This window comes from Cytobacillus sp. ABV4_503 (assembly GCF_056158445.1).
In genome coordinates this window covers 2,255,452-2,269,837 of the sequence record NZ_JBSWTH010000001.1, presented here as the reverse complement: position 1 = coordinate 2,269,837, position 14,386 = coordinate 2,255,452, and the positions used below count along the sequence as shown (strand labels likewise).

General features: G+C 40.9%; 15 protein-coding genes. 11 read left to right on the top strand and 4 right to left on the bottom strand.

The features are described 5' to 3' along the window. Positions 1–10: 10 nt before the first annotated feature. The 7 genes from leuC (at position 11) to ACXAD1_RS11375 (ending at position 7,215) form a co-directional block, all read left to right on the top strand. Positions 11–1,438 carry a 3-isopropylmalate dehydratase large subunit gene (leuC, locus tag ACXAD1_RS11405; RefSeq protein ID WP_370223700.1) on the top strand — a complete coding sequence of 476 codons (1,428 nt, stop codon included), beginning with the start codon at positions 11–13 and terminating at the stop codon, positions 1,436–1,438. Continuing rightward, positions 1,435–2,040, top strand: a complete 606-nt coding sequence (gene leuD, locus ACXAD1_RS11400; RefSeq protein ID WP_009334429.1) for a 3-isopropylmalate dehydratase small subunit — start codon at positions 1,435–1,437, stop codon at positions 2,038–2,040. Before leuC ends, leuD begins: the two co-directional genes overlap by 4 nt. 25 nt (positions 2,041–2,065) lie before the next feature. After that, on the top strand, positions 2,066–2,326 hold the full coding sequence (locus ACXAD1_RS11395) for a hypothetical protein (RefSeq protein WP_019383158.1): 261 nt from the start codon (positions 2,066–2,068) through the stop codon (positions 2,324–2,326). Beyond that, complete coding sequence (locus ACXAD1_RS11390) at positions 2,323–3,831, top strand: sodium:solute symporter family protein (protein ID WP_071156000.1); 1,509 nt, start codon at positions 2,323–2,325, stop codon at positions 3,829–3,831. Before ACXAD1_RS11395 ends, ACXAD1_RS11390 begins: the two co-directional genes overlap by 4 nt. A 24-nt stretch (positions 3,832–3,855) precedes the next feature. Further along, entirely contained in the window at positions 3,856–5,103 is a 1,248-nt protein-coding gene (locus tag ACXAD1_RS11385; RefSeq protein ID WP_474910056.1) for an MFS transporter, read from the top strand. A 20-nt stretch (positions 5,104–5,123) separates the two neighbouring features. Next, complete coding sequence (locus ACXAD1_RS11380; protein ID WP_474910055.1) at positions 5,124–5,720, top strand: flavin reductase family protein; 597 nt, start codon at positions 5,124–5,126, stop codon at positions 5,718–5,720. Between the two features lie 124 nt (positions 5,721–5,844). Next, a complete protein-coding gene (locus ACXAD1_RS11375) occupies positions 5,845–7,215 on the top strand; it encodes an aldehyde dehydrogenase (protein WP_474910054.1) in 1,371 nt (456 codons plus the stop codon). A 262-nt stretch (positions 7,216–7,477) separates the two neighbouring features. Here ACXAD1_RS11375 and ACXAD1_RS11370 read toward each other — a convergent pair whose 3' ends face one another. Next, positions 7,478–7,657, bottom strand: a complete 180-nt coding sequence (locus ACXAD1_RS11370) for a type II toxin-antitoxin system SpoIISB family antitoxin (protein ID WP_206839581.1) — start codon at positions 7,655–7,657, stop codon at positions 7,478–7,480. Next, positions 7,620–8,402 (bottom strand): type II toxin-antitoxin system SpoIISA family toxin, encoded by a 783-nt coding sequence (locus ACXAD1_RS11365; RefSeq protein ID WP_206839583.1) that lies wholly within the window; start codon positions 8,400–8,402, stop codon positions 7,620–7,622. The genes ACXAD1_RS11370 and ACXAD1_RS11365 overlap by 38 nt, the downstream gene beginning before the upstream one ends. A gap of 115 nt (positions 8,403–8,517) precedes the next feature. On the opposite strand from ACXAD1_RS11365, the gene ACXAD1_RS11360 reads away from it, so the two are divergent. The 4 genes from ACXAD1_RS11360 (at position 8,518) to ACXAD1_RS11345 (ending at position 12,517) form a co-directional block, all read left to right on the top strand. Further along, positions 8,518–8,739, top strand: coding sequence for a hypothetical protein (locus ACXAD1_RS11360; protein ID WP_474910053.1), 222 nt, complete (start codon positions 8,518–8,520; stop codon positions 8,737–8,739). A gap of 35 nt (positions 8,740–8,774) precedes the next feature. Further along, positions 8,775–10,517, top strand: coding sequence for a phospho-sugar mutase (locus ACXAD1_RS11355; protein ID WP_474911299.1), 1,743 nt, complete (start codon positions 8,775–8,777; stop codon positions 10,515–10,517). Positions 10,518–10,630: 113 nt separating this feature from the next. Continuing rightward, positions 10,631–11,659 (top strand): mannose-1-phosphate guanylyltransferase, encoded by a 1,029-nt coding sequence (locus ACXAD1_RS11350; protein WP_474910052.1) that lies wholly within the window; start codon positions 10,631–10,633, stop codon positions 11,657–11,659. A 60-nt stretch (positions 11,660–11,719) separates the two neighbouring features. Next, positions 11,720–12,517 (top strand): PHP domain-containing protein, encoded by a 798-nt coding sequence (locus ACXAD1_RS11345; protein ID WP_474910051.1) that lies wholly within the window; start codon positions 11,720–11,722, stop codon positions 12,515–12,517. Positions 12,518–12,598: 81 nt separating this feature from the next. Here ACXAD1_RS11345 and sat read toward each other — a convergent pair whose 3' ends face one another. Continuing rightward, a complete protein-coding gene (gene sat, locus ACXAD1_RS11340) occupies positions 12,599–13,738 on the bottom strand; it encodes a sulfate adenylyltransferase (RefSeq protein ID WP_474910050.1) in 1,140 nt (379 codons plus the stop codon). A gap of 12 nt (positions 13,739–13,750) precedes the next feature. Further along, positions 13,751–14,371: an adenylyl-sulfate kinase gene (gene cysC, locus ACXAD1_RS11335; protein ID WP_474910049.1), complete on the bottom strand. Its 621-nt coding sequence runs from the start codon at positions 14,369–14,371 to the stop codon at positions 13,751–13,753. Between the last annotated feature and the right edge of the window lie 15 nt (positions 14,372–14,386).

Genomic DNA, 14,386 nt, shown 5'->3' with positions numbered 1-14,386 from the left:
GGGCTTCAGAATGAGGCGGACCTTATACGAGAAAATCTGGGAAAAGCATGCAGTCGTGGAGGAACAGGATAAGCCTTCCCTTTTGTACATTGATCTTCATTTAGTACATGAGGTCACATCACCTCAGGCATTTGAAGGCTTAAGAATCAAGAATCGCAAGGTGAGAAGGCCGGATCTGACTGTGGCTACCATGGATCACAGCATTCCAACAACTGACCGTTCCCTTCCTTTTAAAGATCAAATCGCCAAAAAGCAAGTCGACGCTCTGGCAAAAAACTGCAGGGAGTTCGGAATACAGCTTTTTGACCTGGATAGCCGATATCAGGGAATTGTACATGTCATTGCTCCTGAGCTTGGGCTAACACAGCCCGGGATGACCATCGTTTGCGGCGACAGCCATACCTCTACACATGGAGCTTTCGGCGCACTTGCCTTTGGCATTGGCACGAGTGAAGTAGAACATGTCCTTGCCACTCAAACAATAAAGCAATTTAAATCTAAAACATTAGCCATAAATATACACGGCAATTTGCCGCAAGGAACGACTGCCAAAGATCTGATTCTTTCAATCATTGGAAGGTATGGTCATGATTTTGCAACAGGCTATGTTGTGGAGTATCGCGGTGAGGCGATTCGTAATTTAACAATGGAAGAGCGAATGACCGTATGCAATATGAGCATTGAAATGGGAGCAAGGGCAGGACTGATTCAGCCTGACGAAAAAACCTTTAACTATTTAAAAGGGAAACAAGCTGTTCCTGATGGAATCGAGTGGGAAGAAGCTCTTGCAGAATGGAAGAAATATTATACTGACGAAGATGCCGAATTTGATCTGACTGCTGACTTTAATGCAGCTGAAGTAATCCCGCAGGTTACCTGGGGCACGAATCCGGGCCAGGTAACAGGTATTACAAAAGTTATACCTCTAACGAAAGATTTGCAAGCAGATCAAATAGGTCCAGCTAAAAAAGCATTAAAGTACATGGACCTTCAGCCAGGAACACCCATCACAGAAATTGCTGTCAATAAAGTCTTTATCGGCTCCTGCACAAACAGCCGGATAGAAGATCTTCGAAAAGCGGCAAAAATCGTAAACGGTTACAAAGTTGCTGAACAGGTGGAAGCGCTAGTTGTTCCTGGTTCACAGCTTGTAAAAATGCAGGCTGAAGCTGAAGGGCTCGACCAAATTTTTATAAGAGCCGGTTTTCAATGGAGAGAAGCGGGCTGCAGCATGTGCCTCGGTATGAATGAGGACTTGGTTCTTCCGGAAGAACGCTGCGCATCGACCTCCAACCGGAATTTTGAAGGCAGGCAGGGAAGAAATGCGAGGACCCATTTGGTCAGTCCTGAAATGGCTGCTGCAGCAGCGATTGCCGGCCGGTTTATAGATGTAAGGGAGTGGCCTGTTAAATATAGCAAGGAGGTCAGTGTACAATGAAGTCTTTTACCAGATTTACAGGCATAGTTGCTCCGCTTGATGCTGCAAATGTTGACACAGATGCCATCATTCCAAAACAGTTTTTAAAAAGAATTGAAAGAACAGGGTTTGGCGAATTCCTCTTCTACGAATGGCGATACGAAGATGGCAGGGAAAAACCGGATTTCATTCTAAATCGGGAACCTTACCGGAATGCACCGATTCTGCTGGCAAGGAAAAACTTTGGCTGCGGCTCATCCAGAGAGCACGCACCCTGGGCGATTGCAGAATATGGGATTAGAGTGATCCTGGCATCATCATTCGCAGATATTTTCTATAATAATTGTTTTAAAAATGGCATCCTGCCAATAGTCTTGCCTGAAAAGGATATTGAAGTTTTGTTTCAAAAAAGCAATGAATCACCTGGTTATCAGCTGAGCGTAGATTTAGAGAATCAAAGAATTGAGGACTCCTTCGGGTACATGGTCGAATTCGATATCGTTTCTTATCGAAAAGATCAGCTGTTAAAGGGGCTGGACGAAATCGGGGCAACCCTTCAATCAGCTGAATTAATAGACTCCTATGAATCGGCACATAAGATTTTCTATAAGCTGGAGGTTTAAATTTCAGCAAAAGGGAGGAAGCCATATGGAAAACAGAACGATAAAAGAACCTATTCGAAAAAAATGGATTTGGATAGTCCTCGCCATCATTACACTTGGCGTAGTACCCTGGTATTTTCCGGATGCAGCAGCTGAGCCCTATATTCTCGGGTTTCCGTTATGGGCATTTATCTCGACAGCTTTTTCCATTATCATGTGCGGATATTTAAGCTGGCTTTGTGTGAATGAGTGGAATATCGTAGAGGAACAGGAAGAAGCCGAAAAAGCAAAGGGGGATAAATCATGAATGATTTAGCTTTTGCAGGCACAGATGGGATCATTATTTTATCAGCCTTTGCCATAATCATGCTGTTAATTGGATACTTATCGGGCAGAGGTGAGAAGAACCTTCATCACAGTCTTTCAGGGTACTATCTTGCCGGAAGGAATCTCGGTTTTATCGCACTCTTTTTCACCTTATATGCGACGCAATATAGCGGGAATACCATTGTCGGATATGCCCCAACAGCATATAGGACAGGTTTCTCGTGGATTCAGTCCATTTCATTTATGACAATCATTATCGGAATCTATTTACTGTTTGCACCAAGATTATATGTCATTGCAAAGAAAAGAAACTTTGTTACACCTACTGACTGGATCGATCACCGCTTCAAATCGAAGGCAGTCACATTGCTTAGTATTTTTCTTATGCTTTGGGGGCTTGGAAACTACCTTTTAGAACAGCTTGTAGCCATTGGCCAGGCTGTGTCGGGGATGACAGGCGGCACGATCCCATACCAAATAGCTGTTATCGTCTTTGTAGCTGTTATGCTTGCCTATGAGTGGATGGGCGGAATGAAGGCAGTTGCTTTTACTGATGTTATGCAAGGCATTGTTCTAATGATTGGAATCATTGTCTTCCTCATCGGCGGCTTGTATCTCGTCGGAGGAAATTTCTCTGATGTTACAAGGTATGTAGCAGAACTGGAGCCGGCAAAAACGGCTGTTCCTCCAATGGAAGTGAATATCAATTGGTTGAGCATGCTCCTCCTTGTTGGACTGGGAGCAAGTATTTATCCGCACGCTGTTCAAAGAATCTATTCTGCGCAAAGCGAGAAAACATTGAAAAAATCCTTTGCCCGCATGGCATGGATGCCGCCAATTACAACAGGGCTTGTATTTATGGTAGGTATTATTGGAATTATGCTTTTTCCAGGACTGGATAAGACAGGTTCTGAACAGCTCGTAGGTCTGATGGCCAATGAGATTGCCGCCATTAATCCATTTTATTACTGGATTATGATCATCTTCTTTGGCGGGATTGTAGCTGCCATTATTTCTACAGCCGACTCTGTTCTGCTCAGCTTTTCATCCATGCTTTCGAATGACGTATATGGAAAATTCATCAATCCTAAGGCATCTGAACATAAGAAGGTCATGGTCGGGAAAGTATGCGGAATCATTGCGATCATCTTTCTTCTGTGGATTGCCTGGAATCCTCCGGGAACGCTATATGAAATTTTCGTCTTAAAGTTCGAATTGCTTGTTCAGGTATTCCCGGCCTTTGTACTGGGCTTATATTGGAAGCGCTTATCAGGAAAGGCTGTCTTCTGGGGAATGCTTGCAGGCGCCATATTAGCAGGAGTGCTTACTCTTACAGGCTACAAAACCATATATGGAATCCACGGCGGCGTCATTGGGTTAGGACTGAACTTCTTTATCTGTATTGCAGGCTCCCTTTTAGCTCCAGCTGTTTCAAAGAGCAAAGTACTGGAGGAAGATTTGACTGCAATCAATTTAAAGGCATAATAGCCAAAAAAGAGATGATTAATTATGAGTAATTCACTGGCAGAAAAGCAATTTGCCATCAATGAAAATCCATGGAAAATGCTATTATTCCTTCTGCTGGCACAGCTGATGGTAGCATTTGTCGGCAGAAGCATTGGACCGCTGGGAGTCTTAATCGGTGAGGATCTTTCCTTGACCAAGTCGCAAATTGGCATGCTCCCGGCGGCTCTCTTTTTGGGCCAGGCGATCATTTCTGTTCCTGCCGGCTTCCTGACTGACCTTGCAGGATCCCGTAAATTATTGGTGCTGGCGTCTGCTTTAATGGGGTTGGGCTTTCTGTTCATGACATTGCTTCATGATTTCTGGCTTGTCCTGTTATTGATTGTTATCGGCGGAATTGGGTATGGGTCCATGCACCCGATCACCAATAGAGGCATCATTTATTGGTTTCCTCTCAAACAGCGGGGAACAGCAATGGGAATAAAACAAACCGGCATCACGGCCGGATCGGCTCTGGCCAGTTTGATTCTGCTTCCGCTTAGTGTCACTTTTGGCTGGAGATTTGTACTTCTTTCGGCCTGCCTTCTTTTATTGGCGGGCGGATTCGTTTCCTATCATTATTACCGGGATCCGCCCGAACTGGAACAAGCGAAGGGCAGCAGCATGAGTTTGCTCCAATTTTACAAATCAATGTTTAAAATGTTTAAAAATAAAGCCTTGATGCTGATAAGCTTTAGTGCTCTCGGTTTGAATGGCACACAAATGTGCTTAAATACGTATATTGTTTTGTTTGCCTATGAACAGCTGAAGATATCAATCTTTTTATCTGGTATTCTCCTGGTTATATCTGAAATATCCGGTACCATTGGCAGGGTTGCGTGGGGAGTTATTAGCGATAGGCTGTTTGAAGGAAAGCGTGTTGTAATTCTTATGATTATTACCATTATTACCGCATTGGCCAGTACGTCAGCTGCTGTCATAACTTCAGCCCCTTTTTGGGTAATGGCTCCCATTACAGCTCTGTTTGGATTTGCAGCTTCAGGTTTTAATGGAATCTGGATGAATCTTGCAAGTGAATTGGTGCCGAGAGAACAAGCTGGCATCTCAAGCGGGATCAGTATCACACTGGGATCAGCTGGCGCCATTATCATTCCGCCCTTGTTCGGATTAATCGTGGATAAGACGGGTCAATTTTCTTCCGGGTGGTTTTTAATCACAGGTATGATGTTTATTGTTTTTACTTTACTTACAGTATTATCCATTATGAATAAAAAGAATAACTTTGTTATTTAAAAGTGGAAGGAGTGATCCGTTTGGAATTTAACCCTTCGGACCTTGGAGAAAAAGAAGTGTACAAATTATTAACCGGATCTGTCGTCCCAAGACCGATTGCGTGGGTTTCCACTGTATCACAGGAAGGGGGCCAGAATCTCGCACCCTTCAGTTTTTTCACGGTTGCTTCAAGAAATCCTCCGATGCTCTGTATCTCTATTGGACCTGGCGTGGGCGACAGGGAAGGAACAGAAAAAGATACATTGGTCAACATCCGGGCAACAAAAGAGTTTGTCATCAATGTGGTTCCTGCTCCATTAGGAAACCAAATGCAAAAAAGTGCAGAGAATCTCCCGAGTAATGCTGATGAATTTGAAGCGGCAGGGCTTTCGGCTGCTGAAAGTCATTTAGTCGCCCCTAAGAGGGTAAAAGAAGCACCAATCCATATGGAATGCAAGCTGGAACAAATTATTAAGCTGGGAAGCGATCATCTGATTATCGGGAGAATGGTACATTATCATATTGATGATGAGTACTACCTCGGTAATTATAAAGTGAACTTAGAAAAACTGCAGCCGCTAGGAAGGCTGGCAGGAAACTATAGTGAAAGCAGCGAATTCTTTAAGCTGCCGAGATAATATTTCAAATGCCGGGCCTTATGGCCGGCATTTTTTTTGCATTGGGAGTATACCTATTTATGTATTTCCGCCAGCCAGGATGATAATATATCCTTAAAACCTAGTCCCATCTGGAGGTATTCCTTTGGAAAACTACGCGGATCTCATTCAAAAACAAAGAAATTTCTTCACCCAGGGTAAAACAAAAGATGTCACATTTCGAATGGAGGCGCTCGGAAAGCTTCGTTCGGTCATTAAGCAGCATGAGCAGGAATTGATGGATGCGTTAAAGGCGGATCTTAATAAAAGTGAGTTTGATGCGTACTTGACGGAGATTGGAATCCTGCTGGAGGAAATCCGCTTTACGTTGAAACATTTAAAAAAATGGGCAAAACCCAGAAAAGTAAAGTCTTCAATTGCCCAACTCGGCTCGAAAAGCTATATATATCCAGAACCTTATGGAGTTGCGCTAATCATAGCGCCCTGGAATTATCCTTTTCAGCTCGCGATTGCTCCCCTGATCGGAGCAATAGCCGCAGGGAATTGCGCAGTTCTGAAGCCATCAGAATTAACGCCGCAAACTTCGGCCTTGCTGTCAAAAATGATCAGCAATCATTTCCCGCAGGAGTATATTTCAGTTGTTGAAGGCGACGCAGAAACAAGCACTGCCCTGCTAAATGAAAAGGTGGATTATATTTTCTTTACAGGCAGTGTCCCTGTCGGAAAAATCATCATGGAAGCAGCATCCAGGCACCTTACTCCCATTACCCTTGAATTGGGAGGGAAGAGTCCTTGCATCGTGCATGAAGATGCCAACTTGAAGCTTGCAGCGAAGAGAATTGCCTGGGGAAAATATATTAATGCCGGCCAAACTTGTGTGGCCCCTGATTATATTTATGTACAGTGCAGTATAAAAGAAGAATTCCTGAATGAACTAAAACAAGCCATACAAGAGCTTTATGGAAAACATCCGATTACATCCGGCCAATTCACGAGAATCGTCAGTGAAAGACACTTTAGCCGTCTCACCAAATTTTTAACAAGTGGCATCACTGTTCATGGCGGCGGGCATGATTTACATTCTCTAAGCATCGAACCAACAGTTCTCGATAATATTACATGGGCTGATGATGTCATGCAGGATGAAATATTTGGACCGATTTTGCCGGTGCTCGAATATGATAACTTGTCCGGGATGATTGCAGAGGTTACAGCACGCCCGAAACCTTTAGCGCTATATATCTTTACAGAAAGTGAGGGTGTCCAGAACCAGATTCTAAGCAGCATTTCCTTTGGAGGGGGATGCATTAATGATACCGTTTATCATCTTAGTTCACCATATCTGCCTTTCGGGGGAGTAGGGGAGAGCGGGATTGGAGCTTATCATGGAAAGGGAAGCTTTGATGTGTTTTCACATGAAAAAAGCATTCTGAAGCAAACCACCAGATTCGATTTGCCATTCCGATATCCGACCACAAAAGATGCATTAAAAAAGGTGAAGCTTTTTATCAAATAACCGTCTTCTTGGAAGGCGGTTTTTATTATGCATTATTTTTCGGAGGCTTTAGACCTTTGTTTAAATCCTGTATGGCAGCCTCTGTTTTTTTTGACAGGTTTTTGGTATATGGTGAAACCGAGAATGTGGGGAAGTTAATATTTTTCACTTTCTTGGTCAGTTTTTTCATTGAAATCAGCCCTTTTTATCTTTATTATATGTCCCCTTCAATTGAACATGAATAGGGCGCGGAAGAAATTTCCTCCCACGCCATATAGTATGCTCAAGCCTTAGTTTTGGTATAAACGCTTATTAATCTTTTGTTCTTTTTTAATATCCTTTCGGTGTGGGGACTTACTTCAAAACCCGGAAGGCTGACCCGGGATTTTTTTTTGAGAGTTTTCATGGTGTTTTTAGCATGCAACTCAGGTTTCTCCGTTTTCTTCTTCGCTGGTTCCTTCATGGTCTTCGTCCTCCTGTTCGGCAGGGAGCATTAGATCGTATATTGATATGAGTGAAGTGAAAAGCAAATAGTCGAATTCTGTAACAAATTGATCGGAGGTAAGTTTAATTACATAGTCATCTTCGAGAATGGAAAAAGGAATCAGCGCCAGTCTTTCTTCAGCATCATAATAAACTTCCCTGCGGTCCAGACGGCTATGAATCAAAGCTTTATCGGTGTAGTGCTCAAGCAGATAGTCCTTTTCTTCTTCTGTTGTGTATTTGCATAAAGCTATCTTCATATCCACTTTTTCCGCAAAGTCAGCCAGAAGTTTTTCGATGCCGGCAAGATACGCTTCCTTGTTTCCATAATAAATGTCAATGGGCTCATTTTTCAATAAATACTGAAACGATTTCAGTTTATTCATATGCGAGTTCAATAGATCACTATTTTCTTCAAGCAATTCTCTAGTGTCTGTTGCTAATTCGTTATTTCCGACTCTTTTCAGATAAGATCCCAGGAAAACAAAGGCATCGACCAGAGCAAATATTACCGCGACAATCAGGTAGTTCTGCCAATCGGAAAAAATGGAACCTGGTTTGTTCGTCCAGTAAACAACTGCACCAAGCACATAAAGGATATACCAGGTTTTCCTTATGACGGACATTCTTTCTTTTACTTTCTTTTCCCATAACCAGACAGAAATAACATAAAAACCGAGACAAGCGACAATAATCCAAACTGCAACCTTGAAGAATATCAGCAACAAAATCGCCTCGTCCACTCAATATTTAGTTAGAATATTCTCATATTTCTCTTTGAATTTATTATAACAAATATTATGTCAATCATTTGAAAATAAATGAAGCAGGAGGAAAAATATGAGAAAATACCTATTTATCATTGTTGTTGCCTTGATCATTCTTTTAGAGGTTAATTACAGAAGTATTAATAAAGCTGTAGAATTGTTTGTGGAGCGGAAGGGACAGGCGCTGGTTCAGAAAGATGTATTTGCTATGAAATTGGAGTGTAGTCCGCAGGATGTAAAGCTGTCATCTTTACATAGGCCATGGGACAGCCATTCTAAGAATTTCTTCATATAATATAGGACTATATAAAGAAGGGAGATCATCGAATGGTGACATGGAGTTCAAAGGCTGAAAAATGGCTTTCCCATAAAAATTTAGACAAAGAATTAAAGAATTTACTGTTGGATATGGACCGGCATAAATTAGAGGACTGCTTCTATAAAGATTTAGAATTTGGTACTGGAGGAATCAGGGGAGAATTGGGACCGGGTACAAACCGAATGAATATTTACACAGTCCGCAAGGCGGCAAAAGGTCTTGCTGATTACATTTCACAAAAAGGGGAATCCGCAAAGAAACGCGGATTTGTAATCGCATATGATTGCCGCCGGAAATCAGCAGAGTTTGCCATGGAAGCCGCAAAGACAGCGGGAATGCAGGGAATAAAAGTGTATCTGTTCCATGAGCTAAGACCAACACCTGAATTATCTTTCGCCGTCCGTCACTTAAACGCAATTGCAGGTATCATGATTACTGCAAGCCATAATCCGCCTGAATATAACGGCTTTAAAGTATATGGGGAAGATGGAGGACAGATCACCCCTTCAGCAGCTGAAGAGATCACCGGGTATATCAGCGGGATTAAAGATGAATTAGCGGTCCAGGTGATGGATGAAGAAGTACTGAAGAACAGGAGACTACTAACTTTCATAGGGGAAGAAATTGATAATGCTTATCTGGAAAAATTAAAGACGATACAATTAGATAATAATCTTGCCAGAAAAGAAGGCAAGGACTTAAAAATTGTCTTTTCACCTCTTCATGGTACAGCTGAAAAACTTGTTTGTGAAGGATTGCAAGCCTTTGGCTTCCATAACATTACACTAGTAAAAGAGCAGGCTGAACCTGATCCTGATTTCAGAACAGTAGAATCACCAAATCCTGAAGAGCATGCAGCCTTCAAAATGGCCATTCAATATGGAAAGAGAATGGATGCGGATATCTTAATGGCTACAGACCCGGATGCAGACAGGCTGGGAGTTGCAGTGAAAAATGAACAAGGTGATTATGAGATATTAACAGGGAATCAGCTTGGGGCTATTATGCTCTATTACTTATTATCCGAAAAAAAGAAGCTGGGAATCCTTCCTAAGAATGGTGCGGTTATTAAAACAATTGTTACTTCTGAAATCGGCAGAGCCATTGCAGAGGATTTTGGAATAACAGTAATCGACACACTGACAGGATTTAAATATATTGGTGAAAAAATTAAAGAATTTGAAGAAAATAGAGACTATCTATTTCAATTCGGGTACGAAGAAAGCTACGGATATTTAATTGGCGATTTTGTACGGGATAAGGATGCTGTTCAAGCAGCCGTGTTTGTTGCTGAAGTGGCGGCCTATTATAAATCAAAAGGCAAAACACTGTTCGATGCTTTATATGACCTATATGCTCGTTATGGATATTACCAGGAGTCCCTGCAGTCGATCCTTTTGAAAGGCAAGGAGGGAAGTGAGGAAATTGCCGGCGTCCTAACCTATTTAAGAGTAAACCCGCCAAAAGAGATTGCGGGTTTAAAAATAAATTTAATTGAAGACTTTAAGTTGGGGACAATGCTAGACTTGCTGACAGGTCAAGAAAAACTTACTCAGCTGCCAAAGACGAATATGATTAAATTTTATTTGCAGGATGGATCCTGGTTTGCTATTAGGCCCTCGGGTACAGAACCAAAATTAAAAATTTATTTCTCTGTGAATAGCTTTTCGAAAAAATGGAGTGAAAGGTTCTTAATTAAGCTTGAGAAGGAGGTAATGAATGAAATTGAAAAGGTCAGGAATCTAAAAAAGTAAAAAAGTATCATTATTAAAGAGTAAAATACCCATATTGCACTGAACAAGGCTGAACACCAAGCGACTTTCTTTTAAACACATACAATAATATAGCTTTTAATTAATGTAATGAGGTGTTTATATTGAAAGTCGTCATTATGGCAGGCGGAAAAGGGACAAGGTTTTGGCCGCTGAGTGTAAATGAAAAGCCTAAACAATTTCTTAGGTTAATCAATGAAAAAACAATGCTTCAGCAAACCTATAACCGTTTTAGGGAATGGCTCCCGGAGGATAAAATTTATATCGTGACAACGGAAGAGTATGCTCCTCTAGTTAAAGCACAATTGGAAGTGCCGGAACAGCAGCTGATTCTGGAACCATATCAAAGGGATACGGGGCCCTGTGTCACTTTAACAGCTTTAACGTTTTTAAAAGAGAATGATGATGAAGTGTTTGCTGCAGTACCATCAGACCATTATTTGCCAGATAATGATTCTATTTATAAACTTTTTACATTAGCCGAAACTGCGGCTTCATCTGATTTATCCATTGTAACGTTAGGAATCAAACCTACTCGTGCAGAAACTGGCTATGGCTATATCCAGGCTCATAAGGAAATAAAACAGAAGGTTTTAAAAGTACATTCCTTCATCGAAAAGCCAAATAAAAATCAGGCAGAGGCATTGCTGAGACAAGAAAATGTTTTTTGGAACAGCGGAATATTCATTTGGAAGCCCTCAACTATTGTCTATTATATGGACAAATTCCAGCCGCAAATCACAAAAAATATCGCAGGATATCTCAAAGGGAATGCCTCTGAGTATGCCAATCTGCCGAAAATTTCTGTGGATTATGCAATTATTGAAAAGGCCGAATCAAAATTTATGATACCTGCAGATATCCAATGGGATGATGTCGGCAGCTGGACTTCTTTAGAGCGCTTGATAAAAAAGGAAGACGACATGAATCTCCTTCAGGGTAATATTCATGTATTGTCATCAAAAAATTGTATAATAAAAACAGAGGATAGGAAGACAATTGTTATTGGGGCGGAGGATTTAATCATTGCTTCTACAAAAGATGGACTTTTAGTTTGCCACAAGTCATTCGAACAAGAAATAAAAGGGATATTGAAGAAAATGGAAGAGGACAATCAAAAGTGACTCTTAATCCGTTTGTTTAATAAAAAATAGGAATTTCGTATTTTGTAAGGAGAGGAAGACTTGGACATTAAAAAGGTAGTAGAAAAAGGGAACTTCGACCTCCACCTTCATACTACAGCTTCTGATGGGAAATATTCTCCGAGTGAAGTTGTTCAAATGGCTGCTGAGAAAGGCATGAATACAATTGCCATAACAGATCATGACACAACAAAGGGAATCGCTGAAGCAATAAATGCTGGAAAAGCCTTTGGAATAACCGTGATTCCCGGAATTGAATTAAGTACAAAATATAAAGATAAAACTATTGATATCTTAGGCTATGGAATAAATGAAACTCCGGAGTTATCAAAGGTATTAGAGCGAATTAGAGAACATCGGGAGAATCGTTCGGAGGTTATTATTAAAAAGTTTTGCGACCTTGGGATGGTCATTACTTCTGCAGATGTCAGAAAGTACAGCAAGGGAGAAGTCATTGCCCGTCCGCATATTGCAAAAGCAGTGGTGGAAAAGGGATATGCAAAACATACTCAAGAAGTATTCGATTTATATCTTGGAGATGGAAAACCCTGCAGTGAAGACAAATTGAAGCTAAGCCCTTTAGAAGGGATAACATTAATTCAAAACGCAGGGGGAAAAGCTGTACTGGCTCACCCAAGGCTTGTACATGATGATCATATTATTGCTGAGCTATTGAAGCTTCCAGTGGATGGAATTGAAGTGTGGCATCGAAAGCATGATAAGAATGATGTCAAACGATATAAAAAAATGGCTGGTCAATACAATAAATTTATTACAGGCGGTTCAGACTTTCATAGTGATGAACATATGATTGGGGAATTCGGATATCACATAATATAAGAAATCTTCCATTATGTATGTGATATCCAATAACAGATTCTAAATGTAAAAGACTCCGGATTGCTCCGGAGTCCTTTTATTTTAAGTATCTCTTAGGCCATTAATTAAAACCTCAATCACTTCCGGTCGGCTAAATTGGGGAGGGGGTGTCTTTCCGTTGCGCAGCATTTCCCTCACTTTTGTGCCTGATAAGTGGAGATGGTGTTCTTTCGTGTGAGGACAAGTTTTGCTTGACGCCATATTTCCGCATTTCAAACAGTAGAAGCTATGTTCAAATGGCAGGATGACAATTCCTAATTCTTCAGGGCTGAATTGGTCAAAGATTATTTGTGCATCGTATGTTCCGTAATATTCTCCAACACCGGCATGATCTCTACCTACAATAAAGTGAGTACAGCCATAATTTTTACGTACCAGGGAATGGAAAACAGCTTCCTTTGGACCTGCATATCTCATTGCAGCTGGAAAAACAGCCAAGTAAACCCGGTCATTTGGATAATAGTTTTTTAGGAGCACTTCGTAACTTTTAATTCTAATATCTGCTGGAATATCATCTGATTTTGTCTCCCCAACCAGCGGGTTCAAAAATAAGCCATCCACCGTTTCAAGAGCGGTTTTTTGGATATATTCATGTGCTCTGTGCACCGGGTTTCTTGTTTGGAAGCCGACAACAGTTTTCCAATTGTTCTCTATAAAAATTCTCCTTGTTTCTGATGGCGTTTTGGAATATTTTTGGAATCCATGGTGTTTGGTTGGTATTGTTGTTAATGTTACAGGTCCAGCTGCGTAAAATTCTGAACGATCAAAAAGCTTTTTTACCCCTGGATGACGATGATCGGCAGTTTGAAAAACTTTAATGGCTTCTTCTGTTTTGTCAGGTTTATAAACCTCTTGAAGGTCCAAAACCCCATATACTTTGTTTTTATGTTTAAGCTTTATCCTTTCACCAATTTTAAGTTTCCCTAAGGCTTCTTTAGAGATCGGAAGAGTAATTGGGATACTCCAGATGGTTCCATTTTCTAATCTCATCGTATTTATAACTGATTGATAGTCAGTCTGTCCCATAAATCCAGTTAACGGACTAAAAGCCCCATTTGCAATTAATTCAAGATCTGATAAGGCCATGCCATCTATATCAATTTCAGCATCGATATTTGAAAGGTCATAGCTCAAGTCCACTCTATCAATTAATTTTCCACCATGTGGAATACTTATCGTCAACTTTTATCACTCCTATTCATTAGGATCTAGATTTAGGCGTTTTTTCAAATATGTTTCAATTTTTTTGACAGCTTCATTTATTGTGAGCTTATCTGTATCAATGGTAATTTCCGGATTTACAGGTTCCTCATAAGGCTGGTCAATCCCTGTGAATTGCTTAATTACACCACTTCTTGCTTTTTTATAAAGCCCCTTCGGATCTCTTTTCTCACATTCCTGGAGTGAGCACTTTACGTACACTTCTATAAATTCATCTTCGGGAAATAATGATCTTGCATTCTGACGATCTTCCTCAAATGGAGATATCAATGCTGCCAATATTACCCCACCAGCATCAACAAAAAGTTTGCCGACTTCTGCGGTTCTCCTTATGTTTTCTTTCCTGTCAGTTTCTGAGAAGGATAAATTTCTATTGATTCCATGGCGAAGATTATCACCATCCAAAAGATAGACATAGATTCCCTGTTTGAATAGTTCTGCCTGCAAAGCATTGGCTATTGTTGATTTACCGGAACCGGAGAGTCCGGTGAACCAAACCATCAGACTTTTATGGCCGTTTTTTTTCTGCCTGTCTTCCTTTTTAATTACTGAATCGTGCCAGACTATATGTTGATTTTTATCCTTACTTCCCAATCTTGTTTCCTCCTT